This window comes from Methylophilus sp. Leaf408, from assembly GCF_916856905.1.
Classification (GTDB): domain Bacteria; phylum Pseudomonadota; class Gammaproteobacteria; order Burkholderiales; family Methylophilaceae; genus Methylophilus.
Window position 1 is genome coordinate 482114 of the sequence record NZ_CAKASK010000001.1, and the last position, 25093, is coordinate 507206.

At 50.0% G+C, this 25093-nt stretch carries 29 protein-coding genes; 17 read left to right on the forward strand and 12 right to left on the reverse strand.

The features are described from left to right. Positions 1-291 (forward strand): EscU/YscU/HrcU family type III secretion system export apparatus switch protein, encoded by a 291-nt coding sequence (locus tag LPA26_RS02100; RefSeq protein WP_055831444.1) that lies wholly within the window; start codon positions 1-3, stop codon positions 289-291. A 63-nt stretch (positions 292-354) separates the two neighbouring features. On the opposite strand, the gene fliE is transcribed toward LPA26_RS02100, so the two are convergent. Beyond that, positions 355-726 (reverse strand): flagellar hook-basal body complex protein FliE, encoded by a 372-nt coding sequence (gene fliE / locus LPA26_RS02105; protein WP_055831008.1) that lies wholly within the window; start codon positions 724-726, stop codon positions 355-357. A 247-nt stretch (positions 727-973) separates the two neighbouring features. Between fliE and fliF the strand changes: the two genes are divergently transcribed. The 13 genes from fliF to fliR all read left to right on the forward strand — a co-directional run bounded on the left by fliF (position 974) and on the right by fliR (position 12694). Further along, on the forward strand, positions 974-2680 hold the full coding sequence (gene fliF / locus LPA26_RS02110; protein WP_055831010.1) for a flagellar basal-body MS-ring/collar protein FliF: 1707 nt from the start codon (positions 974-976) through the stop codon (positions 2678-2680). Positions 2681-2683: 3 nt separating this feature from the next. Continuing rightward, positions 2684-3682, forward strand: coding sequence for a flagellar motor switch protein FliG (fliG, locus tag LPA26_RS02115; protein ID WP_055831012.1), 999 nt, complete (start codon positions 2684-2686; stop codon positions 3680-3682). 22 nt (positions 3683-3704) lie between these two features. Continuing rightward, on the forward strand, positions 3705-4373 hold the full coding sequence (locus LPA26_RS02120; protein WP_229007146.1) for a flagellar assembly protein FliH: 669 nt from the start codon (positions 3705-3707) through the stop codon (positions 4371-4373). A 195-nt stretch (positions 4374-4568) separates the two neighbouring features. Further along, complete coding sequence (gene fliI, locus LPA26_RS02125; protein WP_055831016.1) at positions 4569-5969, forward strand: flagellar protein export ATPase FliI; 1401 nt, start codon at positions 4569-4571, stop codon at positions 5967-5969. Between the two features lie 17 nt (positions 5970-5986). After that, on the forward strand, positions 5987-6436 hold the full coding sequence (gene fliJ, locus LPA26_RS02130) for a flagellar export protein FliJ (RefSeq protein ID WP_229007147.1): 450 nt from the start codon (positions 5987-5989) through the stop codon (positions 6434-6436). Positions 6437-6519: 83 nt separating this feature from the next. Beyond that, on the forward strand, positions 6520-7908 hold the full coding sequence (locus LPA26_RS02135; RefSeq protein ID WP_229007148.1) for a flagellar hook-length control protein FliK: 1389 nt from the start codon (positions 6520-6522) through the stop codon (positions 7906-7908). Positions 7909-8085: 177 nt separating this feature from the next. Further along, on the forward strand, positions 8086-8652 hold the full coding sequence (locus tag LPA26_RS02140; protein ID WP_055831021.1) for a flagellar basal body-associated FliL family protein: 567 nt from the start codon (positions 8086-8088) through the stop codon (positions 8650-8652). A gap of 50 nt (positions 8653-8702) precedes the next feature. Beyond that, positions 8703-9704, forward strand: coding sequence for a flagellar motor switch protein FliM (gene fliM, locus LPA26_RS02145; protein WP_055831023.1), 1002 nt, complete (start codon positions 8703-8705; stop codon positions 9702-9704). Continuing rightward, positions 9704-10192 (forward strand): flagellar motor switch protein FliN, encoded by a 489-nt coding sequence (gene fliN / locus LPA26_RS02150; RefSeq protein ID WP_055831024.1) that lies wholly within the window; start codon positions 9704-9706, stop codon positions 10190-10192. Before fliM ends, fliN begins: the two co-directional genes overlap by 1 nt. 42 nt (positions 10193-10234) lie before the next feature. After that, on the forward strand, positions 10235-10708 hold the full coding sequence (gene fliO, locus LPA26_RS02155; protein WP_229007149.1) for a flagellar biosynthetic protein FliO: 474 nt from the start codon (positions 10235-10237) through the stop codon (positions 10706-10708). A gap of 108 nt (positions 10709-10816) precedes the next feature. Beyond that, on the forward strand, positions 10817-11581 hold the full coding sequence (gene fliP, locus LPA26_RS02160; RefSeq protein WP_055831026.1) for a flagellar type III secretion system pore protein FliP: 765 nt from the start codon (positions 10817-10819) through the stop codon (positions 11579-11581). A gap of 36 nt (positions 11582-11617) precedes the next feature. Continuing rightward, entirely contained in the window at positions 11618-11887 is a 270-nt protein-coding gene (gene fliQ, locus LPA26_RS02165) for a flagellar biosynthesis protein FliQ (protein ID WP_055831028.1), read from the forward strand. A gap of 39 nt (positions 11888-11926) precedes the next feature. Next, positions 11927-12694, forward strand: coding sequence for a flagellar biosynthetic protein FliR (gene fliR, locus LPA26_RS02170; RefSeq protein WP_229007150.1), 768 nt, complete (start codon positions 11927-11929; stop codon positions 12692-12694). 87 nt (positions 12695-12781) lie between these two features. On the opposite strand, the gene flgL is transcribed toward fliR, so the two are convergent. The 11 genes from flgL to flgB all read right to left on the reverse strand — a co-directional run bounded on the left by flgL (position 12782) and on the right by flgB (position 23037). Beyond that, positions 12782-13702 carry a flagellar hook-associated protein FlgL gene (gene flgL, locus LPA26_RS02175; RefSeq protein ID WP_055831031.1) on the reverse strand — a complete coding sequence of 307 codons (921 nt, stop codon included), beginning with the start codon at positions 13700-13702 and terminating at the stop codon, positions 12782-12784. Between the two features lie 19 nt (positions 13703-13721). Continuing rightward, positions 13722-15401, reverse strand: a complete 1680-nt coding sequence (gene flgK / locus LPA26_RS02180; RefSeq protein WP_055831033.1) for a flagellar hook-associated protein FlgK — start codon at positions 15399-15401, stop codon at positions 13722-13724. Between the two features lie 245 nt (positions 15402-15646). Then, positions 15647-16741, reverse strand: coding sequence for a flagellar assembly peptidoglycan hydrolase FlgJ (flgJ, locus tag LPA26_RS02185; RefSeq protein WP_229007151.1), 1095 nt, complete (start codon positions 16739-16741; stop codon positions 15647-15649). A gap of 11 nt (positions 16742-16752) precedes the next feature. After that, entirely contained in the window at positions 16753-17886 is a 1134-nt protein-coding gene (locus LPA26_RS02190) for a flagellar basal body P-ring protein FlgI (protein WP_055831037.1), read from the reverse strand. Between the two features lie 11 nt (positions 17887-17897). Next, positions 17898-18563, reverse strand: coding sequence for a flagellar basal body L-ring protein FlgH (locus LPA26_RS02195; protein ID WP_200934481.1), 666 nt, complete (start codon positions 18561-18563; stop codon positions 17898-17900). Between the two features lie 22 nt (positions 18564-18585). Next, positions 18586-19368, reverse strand: coding sequence for a flagellar basal-body rod protein FlgG (gene flgG, locus LPA26_RS02200; RefSeq protein ID WP_055871455.1), 783 nt, complete (start codon positions 19366-19368; stop codon positions 18586-18588). A gap of 55 nt (positions 19369-19423) precedes the next feature. Then, positions 19424-20167, reverse strand: a complete 744-nt coding sequence (gene flgF, locus LPA26_RS02205) for a flagellar basal-body rod protein FlgF (protein ID WP_055831041.1) — start codon at positions 20165-20167, stop codon at positions 19424-19426. A gap of 54 nt (positions 20168-20221) precedes the next feature. Further along, positions 20222-21436: a flagellar hook protein FlgE gene (gene flgE, locus LPA26_RS02210; protein ID WP_229007152.1), complete on the reverse strand. Its 1215-nt coding sequence runs from the start codon at positions 21434-21436 to the stop codon at positions 20222-20224. A gap of 53 nt (positions 21437-21489) precedes the next feature. Further along, complete coding sequence (locus LPA26_RS02215; RefSeq protein ID WP_229007153.1) at positions 21490-22161, reverse strand: flagellar hook assembly protein FlgD; 672 nt, start codon at positions 22159-22161, stop codon at positions 21490-21492. Between the two features lie 21 nt (positions 22162-22182). After that, entirely contained in the window at positions 22183-22587 is a 405-nt protein-coding gene (gene flgC / locus LPA26_RS02220; RefSeq protein WP_055831046.1) for a flagellar basal body rod protein FlgC, read from the reverse strand. Between the two features lie 18 nt (positions 22588-22605). Then, positions 22606-23037, reverse strand: a complete 432-nt coding sequence (gene flgB, locus LPA26_RS02225) for a flagellar basal body rod protein FlgB (RefSeq protein ID WP_229007154.1) — start codon at positions 23035-23037, stop codon at positions 22606-22608. Positions 23038-23265: 228 nt separating this feature from the next. On the opposite strand from flgB, the gene flgA reads away from it, so the two are divergent. The 3 genes from flgA to LPA26_RS02240 all read left to right on the forward strand — a co-directional run bounded on the left by flgA (position 23266) and on the right by LPA26_RS02240 (position 25000). Then, positions 23266-24033 (forward strand): flagellar basal body P-ring formation chaperone FlgA, encoded by a 768-nt coding sequence (gene flgA / locus LPA26_RS02230; RefSeq protein WP_229007155.1) that lies wholly within the window; start codon positions 23266-23268, stop codon positions 24031-24033. Positions 24034-24195: 162 nt separating this feature from the next. Further along, the gene (gene flgM / locus LPA26_RS02235; RefSeq protein WP_055831052.1) at positions 24196-24513 is read left to right on the forward strand and encodes a flagellar biosynthesis anti-sigma factor FlgM; all 318 of its coding nucleotides are present in this window, start codon (positions 24196-24198) and stop codon (positions 24511-24513) included. A 4-nt stretch (positions 24514-24517) separates the two neighbouring features. Next, the gene (locus tag LPA26_RS02240; protein WP_229007156.1) at positions 24518-25000 is read left to right on the forward strand and encodes a flagella synthesis protein FlgN; all 483 of its coding nucleotides are present in this window, start codon (positions 24518-24520) and stop codon (positions 24998-25000) included. Positions 25001-25093 lie beyond the last annotated feature (93 nt).

The following is a 25093-nucleotide window of genomic DNA, read 5'->3' on the forward strand; positions in this document are numbered from 1 at the left end:
ATGCAGCCGGATAAACACTACACCCAATCTGCAGTGGCGCTGGCTTATGAAGCAGGCGACCTCGCGCCACGCGTAGTGGCAAAAGGTAAGGGATTATTGGCGGAACGGATTATCGCAATTGCAAAAGAGCACGATGTCTATGTGCATGAATCGCAGGCATTGTTGGGATTACTGATGCAGGTGGAGCTGGATGCGCATATTCCACCGCAGTTATACCAGGCGATTGCCGAGATTCTGGCGTGGTTATATCAGTTAGAGCAGGGTGAAGTGCGGGAAGCGCCGCTGGTGTAAAGGGTTGGTGCTCAATATGCTGGTGGAACTGTCGCTATTGGGCAGTTATAACAACGATTTCAGTTACACCTGCATATTCATCATGTCTTGATAAGCGCTTACCAGCTTGTTGCGCACCTGCACGGTAGCCTGGAATGCAATGTTGGCTTTTTGCCCGGAAATCATGACATCAGACAGGCTGACGTTGTCATTTCCCATGGCAAAATCCTGTCCCAGTTTTTCGGACTGAAGTTGCATATTGTTAACCGAATCCAAAGAGGATTTCAGGGCGTCGCTAAAGCTGACCTGGCTGGTCGGGCTGGCCGCAGTGGGTTTCTGTACTGTATTAAGTGCCTGGGTTGCGCTGGCACCCAACCCTTCGGGTTTCTGCGCAGCTGCTCGCAATTGCGCCAGCATGGACGAGATGCGTTGAGCATCAATACCGCCTACGCTCATGTTGGACTCCTTTCATTATCGGGTTCTTAACCCACTTGTGTCGATGGTGTCACTTTAGCATTGCGCTATTGGAGTCGCTCTCAAAAATAGGCGATATTAAGCCGTCTTATTTGCCAATTTGAATTTGCAGGTGAGGCGCATAATGTGTCCCATGTATGAATACCAATGTAATGGTGTTCTGTTTAGATTTAAGACATGCCTGCTGCAGTACCTATGTCTGGTGCAGGTGATCAACATGGAGATTTAAATGGCTGCTGCTGATGCCACGCTTGCTTCAACAATAGAGTCCACCACTGCGACACCGGATATATTCGGTAAGATGGGCCAGAAATTGCTGCTAGTAGCTGGAATTGCCGCCGTGGTTGCGGTGATGGTAGTGTTTTGGCTATGGAGCCAGAAACCGGATTACCGTGTCCTGTTCTCCAATTTTGCCGATAAAGATGGCGGTGCCATCGTTGCTGAACTCGACAAGCTCAATATCCCATACAAATTTTCTGAAGGTGGCAGTGCCATCATGATCCCTGCCGACCAAGTGCACCAAGTGCGTTTGAAACTGGCAGCACAAGGTCTGCCAAAAGGCGGCAATATCGGCTTTGAACTGCTGGAAAACCAGAAATTCGGTGTGTCACAGTTTGTTGAACAAGTGAATTTCCAGCGTGGCCTGGAAGGTGAACTGGAGCGTAGCATCCAGTCTATTTCTGCTGTCCAGGCAGCACGTATTCATTTGGCTATTCCTAAACCAAGCGTGTTCGTGCGTGAGCAACAGTATCCGACAGCTTCCGTATTATTAAACCTGCACAATGGCCGCCGTCTGGATGGCCAGCAAGTGGCTGCTGTGGTGCATCTGGTGGCCAGCAGTGTGCCCAACCTCTCGGCAGACCATGTGACCGTGGTAGACCAGAATGGCAACCTGTTATCCGACAATGCGAATAAATTAAAGCAAAACGGCCTGGACCCTGAGCAAATGGCTTATGTGGAAAACATGCAAAGCAATATTGCCCGCCGTGTAGAGTCCATCATCACGCCGATTGTGGGCGCGAAAAATGTACACGCTGAAGCCAGTGCTGAAATTGATTTCTCAAACACTGAGCAAGCCAACGAGTCTTACAAACCAAACAGCAAACCGGAAGACATGGCGGTGCGTAGCGCACAAAACCATGAGTCACAAAATAGCAGTGGCAGTAATGGTGCCGTGCCAGGTGCGGTGTCTAATCAGCCACCTGGTGAATCTACTGCCCCTGTGAATGCACCAGCCGCACAGGGCGGGGATGAAAATGCGCCGGCTGCAGCTCCACCAGCACCGCCACAAAACACCCAAAAAGACACTACTACCAATTATGAGCTGGATAAAACCATCAGTTATGTCCAGCAGGCTAAAGGCGGTGTCAAACGCCTGCACGTAGCGGTCGTGGTTAACCATATCCCGGTAGTGGATAGCACCGGTAAAACAACGTACCGCGCCCTGAATACTGCCGAGAAACAGCAAGTGAGTGACCTGGCGATGCAGGCGATGGGTTTCAACCGTGAAAGGGGTGACACTATCTCTGTGGTCAATACGCCATTTATCAGCGAAGCACAGGAAAAACTGGCTGAGCCACCATTGTGGAAAGACCCGATGGCAATCGAGTATGGCAAGGATGCCTTGCGTTTCCTGGCTGGTGTGATAGTCCTGTTGATGATCTACAAGAAATTGCTCAAGCCTCTGGCCAACAAGCTGACTGGTGCTGATAAAAAACAACTGGAACTGGTGCAGGGTGCTGCGGCGTTGCCTGGTGCTGAAGGTGCTTCAGAAGAAGACGCGCTGGTGACATTGAGTGGTGATTCACCAGCATTGCCAGGCGCTGCCAGTACCAGTGCATTGAATGCAACTCTGGAGGCAGCAAAGCTGGTCGCGAAAGAAAATCCGCGCATGGTAGCTAATGTGGTTTCTAACTGGACTTCCGCGGAGAAATAGCAAATGGCTGCTGATGGTTTAACAAAAAGTGCAATTTTGATGCTGGCTCTGGGCGAAGACGAAGCTGCCGAGGTCATGAAACATCTGACGCCTAAAGAAGTACAGCGTTTGGGCATCGTCATGGCTTCCATGAAACCGGTGCCTAAAGAAGAAGTGGAAGAGGTGCTGGAGAAATTCATGCTCGACTTCGCCGGCAGCAGCGACTTTGGCCTGGATTCTGACAGCTATATCCGCTCTGTGCTGGTAAAAGCGTTTGGTGATGACAAGGCTTCCAATTTATTAAACCGTATCCCGCAATCACAGGATGCCGCAGGTATCGAAAGCCTGAAGTGGATGGATGCATTCAGCGTGGCTGATTTCATCAAGAACGAGCATCCACAGATCATTGCTACCATTTTGTCGCACCTGGAAGCGGAACAGTCTGCAGAGATTCTCGGCCATTTCACGGAGCGCTTACGCCAGGACGTCATTTTGCGAATTGCTACACTGGATAGTGTCAAACCAACCGCCTTGCGCGAGCTGAACGAAGGCATGCTGAAAATGCTGGCCGGTAACGATAACCTCAAGCGCCAGACCATCGGGGGTGTGAAAACTGCCGCTGAAATCATGAACTTCCTTAGCGGTGAAAATGAAGCCAAATTGATGGATGGCCTGAAAAGTTATGACGATGGCATGGCGCAGCAGATCATGGACCAGATGTTTGTATTCGATAACATCATCGATATCGACGACCGAGGCATACAGGTATTGCTGCGCGAAGTGCAATCCGATGTGCTGATCGTGGCACTGAAAGGGACTTCCGAAGAGATGCGCGAGAAATTCTTCCGCAATATGTCTTCGCGTGCGGCTGACATGATGCGTGAAGACCTGGAAAGCCGCGGCCCGGTCAAATTGTCTGAAGTTGAAACACAACAAAAAGTCATTCTGCAAACCGTTAGACGCTTGTCCGATGAAGGCCAGATCATGCTGGCTGGCAAAGGCGACAGCGAGCAGTACGTATAAAGCATTTTAAGGAAACACTGACATGGTAGCTTCTGCAACGCCTAAAGAACAAATGACCGCTTATCAACGTTGGGAAATGGCCAGCTTTGATGATGTCGCTTCTACCGAGCGGGTCAGGCGCGATCGCGTACAGGCAGAAGAAAATGCCCGTACCGTCAGCCATATTCTCAAGCAAGTCAGGCAGGAAGCGTATGAAGAAGGCTTTAAAATAGGGTATGGCGATGGCATCAAGCAATCGCAGGCCGAGATTGAGGCAGAACGTACGCAGTTGCTGCAACTATCCGGTAATTTCCAGCAGGCTTTGTCGATGCAGGATGTGGCGATCGCGGAATCTGTACTGACCCTGGCGTTGGAACTGTCAAAAGCCATGCTGAAAAACAAACTGCAGGCTGACCCGCAAAGCATTATTCCGGTAGTGCTGGATGCGATGCAATACCTGCCACAAGTGAAACAGCCTGCACGCGTGATTGTGCATCACGAAGATGCCAAAATATTGCGCGCCAGCATTGGCGATCAGATGAAAGATCAAGGCTGGCAATTAGTAGAAGATAGCCAGATAGAACGTGGTGGCTGCCTGGTGGAAACTGCAGAAAACCAGATTGATGCGACTAATGAAATGCGCTGGAAACGACTGGTACAAGGTTTGTCCCGTTATGATGACTGGAATAAACCTGCTTCATTGACGGATTAAAACAGCGTCTTTCAATCCAGAATAGATGGTATGAATAACGTACACGACGCTGACATCGATTCCAAACCCTTTTCCGGGCAAGATCAAAGCTCAGAATCAGAATCCCCAGGATCACAGACACCAGAATTACCTTCAATACTGTCTGAGGCGTCCGGCTCTACTGACCCCGATTCCGCTAGTCCTGCTCCCAAAGACATGCAAGACAATATACATACCCAACGGTGGCAGAGTTATCTAAAAGATTGCCGCGAAATCATCAACCTGGTTGAACCGCTGGAAGTAGCTGGCCGTATTATTAAAGTCACTGGTCTGGTAATGGTCGCTACCGGTATCAAAATGCCGATTGGCGGCGCCTGTTTTATCCCTTTGCAGGATGGTGGCCGGGTAGAAGCAGAAGTGGTCGGTTTTGATGGCGAAAACCTGCTGTTGATGCCGCAAACTGCGGTGGATGGCGTCACGCCGGGTGCCAAGGTATTCAGTATGGAAGTCATGGAAACATTGCCTAAACCGCAATTCGGCCGCCCGCCACGCCGCCGGGCCCAGGACAGGGCGCGCCATTTTCCGGTGGGGGATGGCTTGCTTGGACGGGTAGTGGATGCGGCGGGTATTCCGCTGGATGGCCTGGGGCCTATTTCCAACGATGTCACGGCACCGTTGAATGGACGTGTGATCAACCCGCTGATGCGTGCCCCGATTGAAGCGACCATGGATGTAGGCGTGCGTGCCATTAATGCCATGCTGACCGTGGGCCGCGGACAACGCCTGGGCCTTTTTGCCGGTTCCGGCGTTGGTAAAAGCGTGTTGCTGGGCATGATGGCGCGTTACACCACTGCGGATGTGATTGTGGTGGGCCTGATTGGTGAGCGGGGACGTGAGGTTCAAGAATTTATCGAACAGATTTTAGGGCCTGAAGGCCTGGCACGTTCAGTCGTCGTTGCGGCGCCAGCCGATGTCTCCGCGTTGATGCGTTTGCAGGGGGCAAGTTATGCCACCACGATTGCCGAGGGCTTTCGCAAGCAGGGTAAACATGTATTGCTGATTATGGATTCATTGACGCGTTATGCCATGGCACAACGTGAAATCGCACTGGCGATTGGCGAGCCACCGGCTACCAAAGGTTACCCACCTTCCGTTTTTGCCAAATTACCGGCGCTGGTAGAGCGCACCGGTAACGGCGCACGTGGTGAAGGTTCGATTACCGCTTTTTACACTGTGTTGACTGAAGGCGATGACCAGCAAGACCCGATTGCCGATTCTGCACGTGCCATTCTCGATGGACACATCGTGCTCAACCGTACGCTGGCCGAAAGCGGTCATTACCCGGCAATTGATATCGAACAATCGATCAGCCGAGCCATGCATAACATTACCAGCAGCGAGCATCAGCAACAGGCACGCTTGCTCAAGCAATTGTATTCCCGTTATTTGCGTAACCAGGACTTGATCGCCGTCGGTGCTTACCAGCCGGGTTCTGACCCGATGCTGGATGTCGCGATTAAGAAGCGCGACCAAATCAATGCCTTTCTACAGCAGGATATTCACGAATGTGCGGATATGCAATTCAGCTTGCAGCATTTGTCACAAGTGCTTTCTTAAAGTGAATTAAAAACAGGATGGCTAATAAACAATCTACCCAGACATTGACCCTGCTGAGTCAGCTGGCCGGTGATGAAGTGGAGCTTGCCATGAAGGCATTGGCACAGGCGATGAAACAGCTGGAGCAGGGCCAGCAGCAAAAGTCATTGCTGAGTCAATATCAGCAGGAATACCAGCAGCAATGGCAAATTGTCGTGCAAAAAGGACTCAAAGCGGATTTATACCGCAACTTTCAGGGCTTTTTCTCGCAATTGGAAACCGCTGTTAACAGTCAGAATGCTCAAATAGAACAATTGCAGGCAGTTGTTCTGCAGCGACAACAGGTACTGCAGGAAAAACAGCGTAAACAAAAGTCGTATGAAGTGCTGATCACGCGGGCCCGGACCTTAAACGAAAAGATCGAGCGCAAGCGTGACCAGAAACTGATGGATGAGTTTGCCAGCCGTGCGAAGCGGACCACTATGTAAAGCATCAGGCCGTGCGAAACACTCTATTCAAAGCGTAGGGCCGTGCGAAACGCTACTAGCATTTAAAGTATCAGGAGGGTCACATGACATTTTTAAATTCCGCAGGATTACTGAATATGGGTAATGCTGAAGCCGTGAAGACGGCAGCCAGCAATGCACCGCAGGATTTCCAGGCTAACCAGTCTGATGAATTTGCCCAGGCGTTACGTAAACAATTGCAGCAAGCTAACAAACCTGCCAATACTATTGTCCCGCCTGCAGATAAAAATAAGCCATCGGTGAAAGAGCCTGCAAAAGCAGAGTCAGCGCAGACTAATAACGTCAAAAACGAAGCTGCGGCCAAAGAACCTGCACCAAAAGACCAGCCAAAAACAAACTCTGCCACTGCTAAAGATAAAAGCGCAGATGACAGTAAAACGGACAAAGGCAAAGAGATTGACGACCAGGCAGCTACCGCTGGAGAAGCCTCCGGCATAGATGAAACTGCGCTGGACCGCAAAAGAAGATTAATCACTAACCTGCAAGCAACCGACCCGAATGACCCTAGTATTACGCCATGGATGGAAACCATGACCGCCATGATTGCCATGCGCAATCCATCAGGCCAGAGCGGTACAGATGACAAGGCAGGTCTGAATATTGACGGTGCCGGATTGGCGTTGCCAAAAGGTGAGTTTGTAGTTGACCCGAATGCAACAGCCTTGCCTGAAGAAGCGCGGGCTGATAAAACACTCGCAGCCAATATTCCGGTCAGTGCACAACCCGCAAATCAGACAGCTGCGGTAGATACAAAAACGCCATTAGTGACTGATGGCCAAACACCGGTCACCGATAAACCGGCCAATTTCTCCGAAACATTGGGCATTGCAAAATCAACAGCAGATGCGGTTAGCGAAACTGTAATCACCGATAAAGCCGTGGCCCAGGCCATGAGTGCCGATATTCAGATTGAAAATGCCAATACGGTAACTGTACCAGCCGCACAGGCCTTGCCTAATAGCTCATGGTTAAATACAGCAGGCATTTCACAGAATGCCAACGTCATTATGTCGCAAGTCTCTACGCCATTTGGCAATGAGCGCTGGCAAACGGCGATGAACCAGCATGTAATGAATATGGTAGGCAGTGGCGACGATGTAGCCAGTTTGACTTTGTCTCCGCCTGATCTTGGTCCAATTCAGGTGGTTTTGAAAGTCGATAACCAATCAGTGAATACCAGTTTTATTACCGATAACCCCTTAGTTCGCCAGGCACTTGAAGATGGCATGCAAGACTTGCGTGACCGCATGGAGTCGCAAGGCCTGCAATTAGGGCAGACTTTTGTCGGTAACGGTCATCAGGCCGAGCAGCATTTTGAGCAACAATCCGCAAAAGGTAATGCTAAAGTGACTGCTGAAACCGAGACTGTTGCAGCAACCCAGACTGCCGTTAAAACCACCGTCTCACGTGGCCTGGTAGATACCTTCGCCTGACTATAGCGCCAGCCTGATGGCTGGTGCTGCATAAAATCTGATTAAGCACCGAATTCACCCTTTTATTCAGCAATCTCCCAGCCCTTGCCATGGGCATAATGTTACCAACTCTGATGCTTTTTGGTCATAAGCTGTTTTGACCATACTATTTAAAGCTTAATTGAAAGGTTTTGTGCAATGGCTCAAGAACCCGCTAAAGCGGAAGCTGCAGTAGCAGCACCCAAATCCAAAAAGAAATTAATTGTCATCCTGGCGATCATTCTGGCACTGGCTGTCGTTGGCGGTGGTGCGGCATTTTTCCTGATGCAGAAAAAGGAAGATGCACATGCTAAAGCCAAACCAGCCAAAGAAGGCGAAGCTGCGGCTGAAGCCGAAGAGGGCGAGCATGAGGAAGAAGCCGAGGCCGAAGGCCATGCTGACCCTAAAACTGCATTGACCTACGTGCAGTTTGAAACCTTTACCGTTAACCTGTTGCCAGACCCGGATGAGAAGTTTTTGCAGCTTGACCTGACAGTAGAAGTAAAAGGCGCCGAGCTCGCCGAAAAATTTAAAACCCAGATGCCTGTATTGCGTAACCGTATCCTGTTGCTTTTGACCAGCAAAAAGGCCAGTGATATTTCAACACCGGAAGGTAAAACACAATTAAGCGAAGAATTACTGACAGAGTTGAAAAAGCCGTTAACCGCTAACGGCAAGCCGGTAAAAGTCACGCAGGTATTGTTTACCTCTTTTGTGATCCAGTAAGTTCAGGCCACGTTTTAAGTTTAAAGACCAGTTGTTTATAGCGAGTAACCATGTCAGCTGACAAGTTTCTATCACAGGATGAAATTGACGCGCTCCTCAAAGGTGTTGAGGGCGATGACGATGGTGATGCGTCGGATAAGGATGATTCCAGTGTCCGCAATTACAACCTGGCAACACAGGAACGTATCGTGCGTGGCCGGATGGCGACGCTGGAAATTATCAACGAACGTTTCGCGCGCCTGCTGCGCGTGGAACTGTTCAACTTTTTGCGCCGTACGGTTGAAGTATCAGTCGGCCCGGTCCGTATCATCAAGTACACCGACTTTATCCGTAACCTGGTCGTGCCGACCAATTTAAACCTGATTCATATGAATCCATTGCGTGGTACAGGCGTGATGGTGCTGGACCCGACTCTGGTGTTCCTGGTGGTAGACAATATGTTTGGTGGCGATGGCCGCTTTCATACCCGGGTGGAAGGCCGCGACTTCACGCAGACAGAGCAACGTATTATCCAGCGCATTCTGGCGTTGATGTTTGATTCATATGCCAAAGCCTGGGCCCCTGTGTATCCGGTCGAGTTTGAATACCTGCGCTCGGAAATGAATACCCAGTTTGCCAATATTGCGACACCAAATGAAGTCGTCGTTGCGATTACCTTTAATATCGAGCTGGGCCCGAACAGTGGGGAAATGCATTTCTGCGTTCCCTATGCCATGGTCGAACCGATTAAAGATTTGCTGACATCACCGTTGCAAGGTGAAAACCTGGGTGGTGACAAGCGCTGGGTCAAATTGATGACACAACAGATCCAGGCTGCCGAAGTGGAGATTGTGGCTAACCTGGCTAACCGCAGATTGACGGTAGCCGATTTGCTGGAGCTAAAACAGGGGGATGTTATCCCTATTAATATCAGTGACACTATCGAAGGTCAGATTGACAATATCCCGGTAATGGAATGCCGTTACGGGGTATTTAACGGGCAATATGCCCTCAAAGTTGAGAAATTAATACGTGCTGACGGAAGTCAGGAGCAATTGCAAGGAGAGTCATAATGGCGATGGATCCCGCTACTGGCAACAGTGCAGATGATGAAATGGAAGCAGCGATGGCTGCAATGGGCGTGTCAGATACAGGTGATGTACAAACCATCGCCGAAGATGATTGGGGTGCGGCATTGGCTGAGCAGACGCAAGCCGAGTCTTCTGCACTGCAAGAGCCAGTCAGCAAGACAGCAGTATTTAACGAGTTTAGTGCCAACAATAAGCTGGAGGGGACACAGAATGATATTGATTTCATCCTGGATATCCCGGTACAACTGACCGTAGAGTTGGGCCGTACCAAAATTTCTATCAAGAATCTGCTGCAATTGGCTCAGGGCTCTGTGGTGGAGCTGGATGGCATGGCCGGTGAACCGATGGATGTACTCGTCAACGGTTGCCTGATTGCGCAAGGTGAAGTTGTGGTGGTGAATGACAAATTTGGTATCCGCCTGACTGATATTATTACCCCGGCCGAACGTATCCGTAAACTGAATCGTTAAGTAGTGACGACATCAATTTAAAACTGATATAGAGCATAAAAAGTGATCAAGCTTGTGAAGTTATTGCCAGTCTATATAGTCAGCCTGTTGTGGTCTGCCATTGCATTTTCCGCTGAAACGGTTAAAACGGCAGCGCCGCCATCAGCCAGCGACAGCCTGGGCCGCATGGTGTTTGGTACCGTGATTGTTTTACTGGTGATTGCGGTCATTGCCTGGGTGTTAAGACGTGTGTTACCAGGACAGGGTTTGGCACAAACTGGCGTGATTAAACAAGTCGGTGGCGTGCAGCTAGGCCCCAGGGAACGTGTCGTGGTGCTGGAAGTGGCCGGACGCTGGTTAGTGGTTGGCGTGAGCGCTGGACAAATGACTGCGCTGGGCGAAGTGGCACCTGCCACACCAGAGCCTGTTTCGACAAATAATTCTTCAAATGGTGGCATTGATCCACAAGCATCTTTTGCCGTACGCTTACAGCAAGCGATGCAACAAACAGTCAAATCCTTCAAAAACAAGCCTTGAGTCGTTTATTTCCGGCCTTTGATTTCCAAAAGCCCAGCGTACACTATCTCCATCTTTAAAAAGCATGCCCGGCGATAACGGCATGCCTAAGTTCTGGATACGATGACGATGCGTGTAATCTCTGTTTTAAAATTTCTTTTGTTCCCTCTGTTACTTGGGCTAATTTACCTTTGGCCAGCGTATTCCTGGGCAGCTGAAGGATTATCAATAGGCTCGGTGACCCCTGCAGCCGGTGGCGGTCAGGATTACACACTCAGCCTGCAAACCCTGATTCTACTGACATCGCTGACGTTTATTCCGGCAGCGATCCTGATGATGACCGGCTTTACCCGTATTGTGATTGTGCTGTCTTTATTGCGTCAGGCATTAGGCACACAATCAGCGCCATCCAACCAGGTATTGATTGGCCTGGCGCTGTTCATTACTTTTTTCGTCATGGGTCCGGTATTCGACAGGATTTATGTGGATGCCTACCAGCCTTTGTCTGAGAGCAAAATCACTATGCAGGAAGCCCTTGATCGCGGCGCACTGCCACTCAAAGGTTTTATGCTCAAGCAGACGCGTGAAAATGATCTTGCCATGTTTGCCAATATGGCACACACACAGGCTATCAACACCCCGGAAGAAGTGCCATTGCGCATTCTGGTGCCGGCCTTTATGACCAGTGAATTGAAAACTGCTTTCCAGATTGGCTTTGCTATTTACATCCCGTTCCTGATTATTGACATGGTGGTCGCCAGTATCCTGATGGCAATGGGCATGATGATGGTATCACCGGCGATTGTCTCGCTGCCGTTTAAGCTGATGCTGTTTGTGCTGGTCGATGGCTGGCAGCTTATCCTGGGGTCGTTGGCCCAAAGTTTTGTCATGTAATGACCCATAAAGATTGTGCTTTTAAAGGAGTAACCCATGAGTCCTGAACAGGTTCTTACCATAGGCAGCGAAGCCATGCAGACTACATTGATGGTGGCAGCACCCATCTTGGGCACCGCGCTGGCGATTGGCCTGGTGGTCAGTATTTTCCAGGCGGCCACGCAGATTAACGAGCAAACATTGTCTTTTATCCCGAAACTGGTGGGTGTGATGGCGATGTTGCTGTTAGCTGGACACTGGATGCTGATGACCTTGGTGGATTATATGCACCGGGTATTCACCATGATTCCGCAACTGGTCAATTAAGCTGACCGTTCATACTATTGATTCTGCTCGCTACGTGTCATGCTAACCATCCATGCTTCTGATCTGCAACAGTGGATAGTGCAACTGCTTTGGCCCTTGACCCGTGTGTTAGGCTGTATCGCTGTCGTCCCTTTATTCAGCCATCCCTCCATCCCCAACCGCATCAAACTCGGCATAGGCTTCGTCATTACACTGGCGATTGTGCCGTCAGTACAAGTACCTGTTATTGAAGTAATGTCCTGGCAGGGTATGCTATCTTTGCTGGCACAGGTACTGATAGGTATCAGCATGGGATTCGTCATGCGTATCATGTTCACCGCTGTGGAAATGGCGGGCTTCATGATGGGGATGAGCATGGGCCTGGGCTTTGCCAGCTTCTTTGACCCGCAATCTGAAGGGCAGACTATTGCCGTCGCGCAATTCCTCACTATGCTGACTTTGCTGGTTTTTATGAGCCTGGATGGGCACTTGATTGTAGTGGCGGTGATGTTGCAGAGTTTTGAAACCATGCCTATTTTGCTGGATCACTGGCAACTGAATGGGCAGGCAATTGCCGAACTGGGCGGGCACATTTTTTCCCAGGGCTTATTGCTTTCGCTACCGGTGGTAGCCAGCCTGCTGATTACCAACATGGCATTGGGTATTTTAACCAAAGCGGCACCACAGTTTAATATCTTCGGTATCGGCTTCCCGGTCACTATTTCAGTTGGGATGGTGATGACATTACTAAGCCTGCCGTCATTGATCAGCCCGGTCAATCGCTGGCTGATAGATGCACAGCAATTGATGTTGCAGGTGATTAGATAAAGTGCTGTATGAAAATTTAAAGGCATAAAAAAAAGACCCTGTCGGGTCTTTTTTTATTTTATGCTGCAAGTGCTTATTTAAGCAGTGCTAAATAAACTGGAATAAAGACAATTGTGAAGTTTGCACGTAGGATTTCTGCGCTGCTTCCAGGATAGTACTACGCTTGGCCAGGTCAGATAAGGCTTCAGTGTAATCCAGGTCCTGTAATTTGGAGATCGAGGCGGTATATTGCAGTTCCATATCACTGCCTGTGACATCCAGGGTATCCAGTTCATTCAGTTTGCTACCCAGGTCAGCACGTACATTCAACACCTGGTCCAGTACACCTTGTACTTTGGTCATGGTGTCAGCCAACCCGTTACTGAAGTTGGTCTGAGTCGTCGCATCAGTGATGGGTGTCTTCAACAGGCTGATCATGTCCTGCAAAGTTCCAAACAGGTCATTCCCATTGGCCTGGAATAATTCAGTACCACTGTACGTCACCGGCATCTGGCGTTGGACATCCACTTGCAGAGCGCGCTTTTCAGTATCCCCCTGGAAGTCGATATTGCCTGTCACCGTATTCAGTACATAAGGCACAGTACCGGTCTGGTGACCTGAATACATATAGTTTCCCTGCGCATCCTTGGTATTGACCAGGCCGATCAGGCTATCAAGGCGGCCTTGTAACTCACTCGCAATATTGGCGCGTTGCTGGTCGTTATATGAGCCATTCCCTGCGGAAACCAGGGAGGATTGCACGTCCAATATCACATTGGTGATGCTGGTCATATTGGTTTCATAGGTTTCCAGCGATGTTTTCGCCACATTACGCGTGCTGGCGTAAATGCTGTTCAGGTTCTGTGCATTGGTCAACTCAAGAATACGGGCAGAGGCAACAGGATCATCTGCCGGGGTACGCACGCGTTTACCGGAGGAAATCTGCTCATTCAGTTTGCTCAGGTCATTCTGCAAATCCATCAGGCGGTTGGTGCCACTCTGGTAAATGCTGTTGGTGCTAATTCTCATGATTCATCATCCTTGCTAATTACTGACCCAATTGCAGCAGTACATCGAACAACTGGCTGGCGATTTGCATCATTTTGCCGGCGGCCTGATAGGCTTGCTGATACCGTAATAAATTGGCGGCTTCCTCATCGATATTGACACCGGATTCCGATTGCATCGCCGTGGTTGCATTTTCAAGGGCAGAAGCATCTGCCTTGCTGGTCACCATCATCTCGTTGGTTTTGGTACCCACCGCGCTGACCATCAGGGCGAAAGCCTGGGCATATGAACGATTACCGTTGCTTCCCAGCATGCGTACATTGGCGGAATCCGCCAGTTTGCCTAAGCGCAGGCCATTGCCGTTGTCACCGGCACCTTTGAAAGCGATCACATTGCCGTTGGCATCAATACGCTCAGCCAGCGCCAGTTTTTCTACATCATCAAACGCCAGCGTGATCTTGCTCGCCGCACCCTGGGTGGGGCGTATCATATATTCATCACCTTCGACCGGGGTGCTCGTGTTGACATTGAATTCAATGCCATCCACCGTGATGGGCAGGGTAGCAGTGCTGGTCACCACTTTATCGCTGTTACGGATAATGTTGTACTGGCCACCGGTATATTTCAGCGTGTAGTCACTGCTGGTGACCTGCTGCGATTGCCCAGGCACGAAAGTGGCAGTCGCCTGCTTGGTTTTATCTATATTACTGGTGCTGCTGGTAGCGACAGGTTGCGGTACATTAAATAAAGCAACCCCGGCGTTACCATTCAGGTCATAACCCTGTTGCTGCATTTCATTGAATTGGGTGGCCAGCGTGACGGCCAGTTGCCCTATCTGGTTCTGGACGGAATCCAGGGTTTCATTTCTGAATGTCAGTAGCCCCCCCAGAGAGCCACCACCCAGGGATGAACCATCTATAATTTTCGGCGCACTTCTATCGCCATAAGCAATCTCAAGGCGATTAGGCGCGGTAGGGTTGGCCTGCGTATAAAGCTGATAAGTGTCATCACCGACCACTAACGGCATACCATTGCCTATGAAAACATCATAGTTGCCATTGCTCTGCTTGACGACGTTTGTCTTGACTTGCTCGCTGAGCTTGGACAATAGCAGGTCGCGCTGGTCAAGCAGGTCATTAGGAGGGTTGCCCGTGGTGCTGGTTGCCTTTTCGATGACCTGATTCAATTGCGAAATCTGTGTTGCGTAGCTGTTGATGCTGGTCACACTGGCCGACACCTGGGTATTCAGGCTCTGGCGTATATCGTCCAGACGAGAGTTCATTGCCGAAAAACGGTTCAGCAATGAGTTTGCAGAAGAGATCACTGTCTGCCTGGTCGCTACATCGGTCGGATTAGCAGCTGCCGCACTGATGGCACTGAAAAACTTGGTCATGACCGGGCTCAGACCGGCATTGGCGTCCGAGAGCAAGCCGTTGATTTCATTGATGCTGTTGTAATAGGCAGAGCTGGCGTTGCTGGTTGACGTGGTCGTCAGCAACTGTTTAGCCAGCGTCTCGTTGTAGACACGGTTGATACCGGTGATATCCGTGCCCTGGCCGACAAAGCCATAGCCAAAGTTTTGCGCCTGTGATGCCGCCTGCACGATCACCTGTCGGGTGTATCCCGGGGTAGACGCGTTAGCAATGTTGTGGCCAGTGGTGGCAATCCCGATCTGGGCTGCGTTTAATGCACTTTTGCCGATATTCAATATGTTGGACATAATGTTGGAGTCCTCATGTGCCTGCACCCTGCAGAGTGTTCGACACGTATGTAAAGTTACAGTTATTTAGCCTAACGGCAGTTTTTTCTAATTCTTTAGTAAACAGGGAATAAATGTCTGTGCGAGAGAACTGCTGCGTTGCCCGATACTCGAAACCTAGCTGTATAACTTATGCTAGATATTTCAGCGTTCCGTGCTTCTTGCACTACATCTCGATCAATCAATGATCCCGTGTTCCCTTCATACTAACTTTGCAGATGCTTGATCACCTGAGTCAGTTTTTTGCCGTATTGCGGATCTGTGGCGTAACCCGCACGTTGTAGTTCATGCGCGTAAGCGCTGGCATCGTGCGTGTTATTCATGGCTTTTTCGTAGCGCGGATTTTGTGAAATCAGTTTTGCATAGTCTTTGAAGGCATCGCTGTAACTGTCATAGGCGCGGAATTTTTCTACGCGGGTTTCCTTGACGCCATTGATGTACTCGGTAGTGACACTGTTCGCCACTTTGCCTTTCCAGCTGGCATCCGCTTTGATACCGAACAGGTTATGACTATTCACACCGTTAGTGGTCTTGATTTCGTGTTTTCCCCAGCCACTTTCCAGTGCGGCCTGGCCGATCATGAATTTAGCCGGGATACCGGAATCACTACTGGCAGCCTGGGCATGCGGTAACATGCGCTGGATAAATTGCTGGGTTTTGCTGGCGACTTCGCTCATGGCCGACGCTAACGGTGCAGCTTGCGGCAATGTGAAGTTTTTCGCATTTTCCTGCGTTTCTTCCATCAATGGTGGCAGTTCAGGAATGCCGCGCGCCCAGGCGGTATCATTATCGGTACTGGCAGTTTCAGGTTTGGTAGCTTCCCATTGCTGGTAGGCATCACGGATTTTTTGTGCGGCTTGCATCAATACAGCTTTGCCCGAAGCCGTGCCACTAGAGGCCAGATTACTCAAAGATGGATTGCTGGAAGAAAGCCCATTCACCAGATCATTTTTGGTGCCATGCAGTTGTGTTTTGGTTTTTTCAGTGTCTTCGGCCGGCTTGGGGCTGAACTTGCTCAATTGCCTGACCAGTACTTCAGTCAGGCCCATGCCTTTCTGGCTGAGTTGCGTGGTGAGCTGCTGGTCCAGCATGCCCATAAACATTTTGCTCTGTTCATTATCGGTGATGCCATCTTGCGGCACAGTATCGCGCATGCTTTTCAGCATCATGTTCATCAGCACGCCTTCAAACTGGCGGGCGACAGCGCGAATGGCTTCCGGTGAGTCACTTTTGGCGTTTTTCAGGCCATTCAGTGCGCTGCCATCTATTGCAAGACTGTTAGGATCGACACGTGGTTGCATGGCAATCTCGCTTAGATAACCTCAAGCTCGGCGTTCAGCGCGCCAGCGGCTTTCATCGCCTGCAAAATCGCCAGCAGGTCTTGCGGTGTGGTGCCAATTGCATTCAGCGCTTTGACCACATCAGCCAGGTTGGCGCCATTATTCAATTTGAGTACTTTGCCAGGTTCCTTATTGATATTGATCTCGGAAATGGCAGTGGATACGGTCTGGCCATTCGAGAACGGGCCAGGCTGTGAAATCACTGGTGAAGTATTGACGACCACAGACAGGTTGCCATGAGAAACAGCGCAGCTATCCAGCGTCACTGCCTTATTCATGACCACGGATCCGGTACGTGCATTCATGATGATCTTGGCTGGTGTTGCGGCCAGTGCCACGTTGATAGTTTCCAGGTTAGCCAGGAAAGAGACACGGCTCATGGTTTCCGGTGGGCGCACCTGGATCACACGGCCGCTTTCAGCCTGTGCAGTCATCGGCCCAAATTTCTTGTTGATGGCTTCCACCACATTATTGGCAGTGGAGAAATCACTTTCCTTCAGTTCGAGTTTGACCAGATCCTGATTCAGCAACGTGTTAGGCAGGGCACGTTCAACCGTGGCACCATCTGAAATACGGCCCACGCTCAGGTGATTGATCTGTGCCGAGCTGCCATTCGCTGCAGCACCCACGCCGCCAACGACCAGGTTACCCTGGCCCATGGCATAAATCTGCCCATCAGCACCTTTTAATGGTGTCATCAGCAATGTACCGCCACGCAAACTCTTGGCATTCCCCATGGAGGACACAGTGACGTCCAGCGTTTGGCCTGGTTGGGCGAAAGCGGGCAGGGAGCTGGTCACCATCACGGCGGCGACGTTTTTCAGTTGCAGGTTGGTACCAGGAGGCAAAGTGATACCCATCTGGTTCATCATGCTGATAATACTTTGTACGGTAAATGGCGTTTGCGTAGTCATATCACCGGTGCCATCCAGGCCTACCACCAAACCATAACCGATCAACTGGTTGGCGCGTACGCCCTGAATGTTGCTGATGTCCTTGATACGCTCTGCATGCGCTAAAGGCGCTGAAAGCACCAAACCCGATACCAGTATCAGGTTAAGTAGCTGCGTGGCAGTGCGGGTGAATGTGTTAAACAGGCTTGGCATGTTCAACTCTCCTATAACGGGATCATGCTAAGGAAGAAGCGGGAGAAGATGGAGAACGCTTCGGCAGCATCAATCTTGCTGCTGGAGCGATACTCAACACGTGTGTCCGCCACTTTGGTAGAAAGTACTTCATTACCGATGGTAATGGTGTCCGGGTTAACCACACCGGAAAACCTGACATATTCGGTACCTTTGTCAAAGCCGATTTGTTTTTCGCCGCTGATGACCAGGTAGCCATTAGGTAACACATCGACCACAGTCGCGGTGACAGAGCCGCTGAAAGTGTTGCTGGCATCAGCACTGGCTTTATCTTTAAAGGATAATGCAGAGCCTGCATTAAAGGCTGATTTAGGCACGTTATGCCCAAACAGGCCGGTAATGGAAGCGCCCACTGAACCATCTTTGCTCTGGCCGTTGTCAGACGCTTTGTTGGCGGTAGTATTTTCTGTAATACGCACAGTCAGGATATCACCCACATAACGTGGCCTGCGGTCTTCAAACAATGGGCGATAGCCTGCGGTATTGAAGATAGCGCCTTCGGTACGCGCATCAGGACGAGCCAAAGTGGAGCGTGGTGTTTCAGGTTTTTGTACGATGGTAGAAGGCGTCACTGAGCAACCGCCAAGCAGCTGGGCGATTGCCAGGCAAAACAATAAGCTGATAAACGTTTTATGCATGATGCCAACCTTCAAACAAAATTTACATCTGTGATAGTTTTTGCAACATCTGGTCAGAGGTTGTAATGGCCTTGCTGTTAATTTCGTAAGCACGCTGGGTTTGGATCATGCTTACCAGTTCTTCGACAACGTTGACGTTGGATGTTTCAAGGTAGTTCTGTTGTAACAACCCTGCACCGTTGGAGCCTGGAGTATTAGTATTAGGGTTACCTGAAGCGGTGGTTTCCACATACAGGTTTTCACCTTTGGATTGCAGGCCGGTCGGGTTGATAAAGGTTGCCAGCTGGATTTGGCCGATCTGTGTTGATGCAGTGGAGTCTGCAGTCGTGATCGACACGACGCCATCACGGCCAATGGACAATGATTGTGCATTGGCAGGAATGGTGATTGCCGGTTGTACCGGGAAGCCACTGGAGGTGACCAGTTGGCCTTGCGCATCCATCTGGAAAGAACCATCACGTGTGTAAGCCGTGCTGCCATCCGGCATCAGGATCTGGAAGAAGCCGTTACCTTGAATGGCGACATCTTTACTGTTATCTGTTTGCTGCAGGTTACCCTGGGTGAAAATACGCTCGGTGGCTACGGGTTTTACACCTGTACCCAGTTGCAATCCGCTAGGCAGCTGGGTTTGCTGCGAGGACTGTGCGCCAGGCTGACGAATGTTCTGGTAGAGCAAATCTTCGAATACTGCACGTGATTTCTTGAAGCCACTGGTGCTGACGTTAGCCAGGTTGTGTGAAATAACGTCCATTTGCGTTTGTTGCGCATCCAGACCGGTTTTGGAAATCCATAATGAGCGTATCATCGTTTACTCCTTTGGGTGAAAACCCTTGTTCATACCGTCAATAATATGACAGACCTTAGCCATTCAAACTGAAGAGTTGATCGGCTTTTCCAGCGTTGTTTTGCGCGTTTTCCAGCATCTTCATTTGCATTTCAAAACCGCGTGCCAGGCTGATCATATTGACCATGGTTTCGACTACATTGACATTGCTACTTTCGAGCGCGCCGCCTGCCACGGTCACATTGGCGTCAGCAGGTGCTGGCCGGCCATTTTCCGTGACAAATACACCATCGTCAGCACGCTTCATGCTGGCAGGTGGGGGGTTAGTCAGCTTGATCCTGCCGATAATGGTGCTGGGGCTAGGCGTGGTTAAATTGCTCACCGTTGAAATGGTGCCGTCTTTGCCAATAGCGATCGCCGAGTCCGGCGGGATGCTAATCGGGCCACCATCACCCATCACATTGAGGCCAGTAGAAGTTTGCAGCTGGCCGTTTTCATTGATTTTCAATGCGCCGTTGCGGGTATAGCCTTCAGAGCCATCGGCACGCTGCACTGCGATCCAGCCTTCGCCGGTGACGGCTACATCCAGGTCACGGCCGGTCTGCTGGATGGCACCGGATTTGTAATCGGTACCTACCGTCGCATCGACGACAAAAGCGCGGGTAGGCAAACCATCACCAAGTACCGGTACCGCGCGGAAACTGTCTACCTGCGCCTTGAAACCGGTAGTGGTCGCGTTTGCCAGGTTATGGGCAGTCGTGGCCTGTTGCTCCAGAATATGTTTTGCCCCTGTCATTGCAGTGTAAATCAGGCGATCCATACCAGCTCCTTAGTCATTCAATAGTCAAGATTCAGCTTAAAGTCAGTGCGCTACTTATCTCAGGTTGACCAGGGTTTGTAATACTTGGTCCTGGGTCTTGATCGTTTGGGCGTTGGCCTGGTAAATACGTTGTGCAGTGATCATATTTACTAACTCGCCGGTCAGGTCAACGTTTGAGTCTTCCAGGGCAGAAGATTGCAATACACCCATGGTGCTGCTGCCTGGCGAGCCAATCAGTTCAGCTCCAGATTCGTTAGTTGCCTGCCACTGGTTGCCGCCCAGGGATACCAGTCCGTTAGGGTTGGCAAAGTTGGCCAGCACAACGCGGCCCAGTTGTTTGGTTTCGTTATTGGTATAACGGCCTAGGATCACACCGTCATCACCCACTGTGAAGCTGGCAATACGGCCGGAGGTATAACCATCCTGCGTCTGTTTGTTCACGCTGAAGGTTGCGCCATATTGCGTACTGTTGGAATAATCCATCGCGACAGTCACAGGACCGGAACCGGTGGTTGGTGTGAAAGTGATGTTGCCAACTGTTGAAGTAGCAGTGTCATACACGCCGGTACCGGAGAAGTTCATTTGTGGAACTGGTGCTGGGGTAATGTTGGTCCCATCCGCAGTGGTGTAAAGGCTCCATGTGTTCGCGGCTGTTTTTACAAAATAGCTTTGGATGTTATGTGCATTACCCAGATCGTCATATACCTTGATCGCGGTAGCGTTGGTATAGCTGAGCGGATCTTGTGGATCGAAAGGCCTGACTGTCTGGTCGATGACAGGGCTTTCCGAGTTCAGGTTATATTGACCGCTGATTTCGGTAGTCGTGACCGGTTTCAAATCACTGGTATCAATCTGCAACTCAACAGGAGAAGACCCGTTAAGGGCATCAGCAGGATTACCCATCAGGCGTTTGCCATCGCTAGTGACGATATAGCCATTCTTATCCATCTGGAACTGGCCGTTACGGGTATATGTCACAGCGCCGTTGTTGCTCAGGCGGAAGAAACCACCGCCGTTAATGGCGATATCCAGGGTATTGTTGGTAGCGGTGATATTGCCTTGGGTAAATTGCTGGTTTACGTCCGCCAGTTTAGTACCAATACCGATTTGCGCTGCGCCACTGCCTATCAGTGAAGCCGCGAACATATCCGAAAACTCGGCACGTGATTGCTTGAAACCAACGGTGTTGGCGTTAGATACGTTGTTACCAATCACCTCCAATTGTTTGGAAGCTGCGTTCAAGCCACTTAAACCCTGTTGAAAACTCATGATGTGATCTCCTGGAGAAAGACTAAATTCTTCAAATAAAATTAATAGACAAATTAGAATATTTCGACGACGTCAGAGACTGCGACTGCCGTGTTGTTACTCAAGTTAAGCTTGATGCCGCTGGTGCTGTTGGACACGCTTTGAACTTGCGCCAGGCTGAGTGCAGAGCTGGTGGTTGTGGTATCGCCAATCTTGGCGGTGATTTCATAGGTGTAATTGCCGCTAGGGGCCACTATGCCTTCATTGTTTTTGCCGTCCCAACTTAAGGCATTCACGCCCACTTCCTGTTTGCCAAAGCTGAGGGTGCGTACAATTTGTCCGGCACCATCTTTGATATTCACTGACACGGTATCTGCACCGTTAGGGACGTTGACACCAAAATAGCCACCGGCGTCAGCATGGGTCAGGTTATTGCCTGACACCAGAACGCTATGGCCTATCATGCTGGTAGCCTGGTAGGATTGGCCCAGTTGCACGCTACTGATCAGGCTGCTCATGGTTTCATTTAGTTTGTTGATACCAGTTACGGTGTTCAGTTGCGCCATCTGGCTGGTCACCTGCGCGTTATCCATCGGGTTCAATGGATCCTGGTTTTTCATCTGCGTCACCAGCAGTGTCATAAAGCGGTCTTGCGCTTCATCAACGTTGCTGCCTTTAGAACTGTTTTTCTTGTTGACCGCATCAAGAATGTCCTGCGATACCTGGTTTGTATTGACGGTTGTCATGTTAAAAATCCTTATATAAGGTTATTGACCGATATTGAGTGTCTTGAGCAGCATGGATTTGGCAGCATTCATGGTTTCCACGTTGTTCTGGTAAGCGCGTGAAGCTGAAATCATGTTCACCATTTCTTCCGTGACATTGACGTTAGGCATGGTGAGATAGCCATCGCTGTTTGCCATCGGGTTTTTGGGGTCGTAGACCATTTTGCCTGGCTTGGTATCTTCAATCACACGGTCAACTTGTACCGTGCTGGAGTTGGTGGCAGCATCCTGCACCGCTTTAAATACCACCTGTTTGGCCTGGTAAGGCTTGCCGTCTGAGCTTACGACGCTATCCGCGTTGGCCAGGTTACTGGCGACGGTATTCAGCCGCAGAGATTGTGCACTCATCGCAGAACCGGAAATCTTGAATACATTAAATAAAGACATATGCTTGCTCCTTTATTCTTACTGGCCCGTAATGGCCGACAGCATTTTTTTAATCTGGCCAGACATCATGGTCAGGCTGGCTTCATAACGGATGCCGTTATCTACGTAAGCATTACGTTCCACATCCATATCGACTGTGTTGCCATCCACTGAGCCTTGCAGCACAGAGCGGAACAGCACGTCGCTGGAACCGGTCAGCCCATTCCCTGCGCTACCCTTCATGTGTGCGCCATTGGTTTGTTGTAAAAGCCCGGCCGGTTGTTGGGAAGTGCCTGTGCCTGTATTAGGTTGCAGGGCTGCTTGCATGGCGGACTTGAAATCCAGGTCACGTGCCTTGTATTGCGGGGTATCGGCATTGGCAATATTCGAAGCAAGCAATTCCTGGCGCTGATTGCGCACGCGCAGCGCTGTCTGGTGAAAACTAAACGCAGCATCCAGTTTATTGATCATCGTCTTTTCCTTTCCCGGGCATTCCCCGACAGAAATCTCAAGGTCTTTTAAAGTTTTGCCATCTGACGTCGTTAACCCTGATAAGCGGGCCTGCTTTCACGCACACATGACTTTTACTAGCTGTGCTTAGTGTACGCGGCGAAGACAATAATCATTCTTGGATTAAGAGGGTGAAATACCCTTTATTTCATCAATCATTTACATCTGTCGTGCGTAGAATGAGACTCCATGAAACCTCGTCTGCTTACCATTTTTGCTGCAGTGATTCCAGGCCTGATCTGGCTTTTTGCTTGCCACGTGCAAGCCGCCGATCGTGTGCCGAATGCTGCGGTTGCCACTAACCAGCGGCTGGCATTGCCGGCTGCGAGTGATATGCACTCGCGTGTTTATCAGACGGTGATGCAGTATGTGCAAGGTCAGACGCAGGGCTATCCAGGTAAAGTGAATATTGAAATCCAGCCATTGGATAACCGTATCCGTATCGCGGACTGTGACCTGATGGAAGGATTTAACGTGCAGGGCGCACGCTTGTGGGGTAAAACGCACATTGGGGTGCGCTGTTTGCAATCAGCAACCAAGCCGTGGACGCTATATGTACAAGCGGATGTGCAAGTATGGGGCGAATATGCGGTGATTGGTTTACCGGTCAGCCAGGGATCACCCGTGCAAGCGTCAGATATCGTGATGCAAACCGGTGATATAACCAAGTTACCTGCAGGGATTATTACTGATGTCTCTATGCTGGAAGGTAAAAAAGCATCATTGAATATGCCGTTGGGTACAGTGCTCAGACCAGAGTTGCTCAAAGCAATGCCAGTCATCATGCAGGGACAAATGGTTCAGTTAAACAGCCGTGGTGAAGGATTTGTGATCTCTGCAGATGGAACCGCCATGCAAACTGCCAACGTTGGTCAGGTGGTAGATGTGAAGGTAAGTAATGGTCAGATCATTAAAGGTGTCGCGCAAGCTTCAGGGAAAGTAGATGTACGTTTTTAGTCTGCGCCACAACTTTTAAAGCTAAAAATGCTTGTTGATCATAAACTTGAGATAAAAAGTATATTCAGCACTAAAGTTCGCTTAAACTATGCCGATAGTACTGTTAACAATTGAGGGTTTTCGACACCCTTACATCCAGACAAACAGAAGCAGAGGTGCGGCATGAATATTTCAGACTCTATTAAAAAACTTGGTACCGTTGATAAACCAGTGCTCGATAAAAGCACTAATAGCAAAAGTAGCGAAAAAACTACCAGCGCTTCCGGCAACCCCAGCACAGATAATGTGACGTTGTCTGCAGCTTCGGTGCAGTTGCAATCACTGGAAGCCGGTTTGGCAAACGGTGAAGTTTTCGACACTAATAAAGTTGATGAAATCAAAGCGGCTATTGCCCGTGGCGATTTCTCGGTAGACACCGCCAAAGTGGCGGATGGTTTGCTGCAAACAGTTAAAGATTTAATAAAACCGAATAAAGGATGATGCTATGAGTCATGCAGATCGAACTTCAGTTCCGGCCATTAGTTTTGAGGCAGATGCCACCCTGGTGGCCGAGTTGGTTAACGATTTGCATAACGAGCAAACGGCATTGATCTCTGCCGACCTGGATATCATTGAGCAAATGGTAGACAAGCGGGTAGGGCTCCTGCAAGCCTTGGGTGAAGCAGCCAACCAACGCTACTCAGCACTCGCGGCGGCAGGGTTTGAAGCCAATGAGAACGGGATGTCCAAATGGCTGGAGTTGCTTTCAAGCCCTGCCATCGATGATGCCTGGGTAAATTTCCAGCGGCAATTGGCGCAAGCGAAAGAGCTCAATCGCCTGAATGGTGTGCTGATCAATAAACATTTTCAACGCAACCAGGAAAAACTGGATGCCCTGCAAGGTAAAGCCGCAAATAACACACAGCTTTACGGCAAAAACGGTCAGGCGCATGGTGGCAATAGTTCACGCGCAAGCTTCTCTGTTTAAGCTTTGGATTTATAAAAAAGCCGAATCGGTATGATTCGGCTTTTTTATTGTCGAGATGGCAGTGTAATTAAATGAAGCCAAGGTTAAATAGAA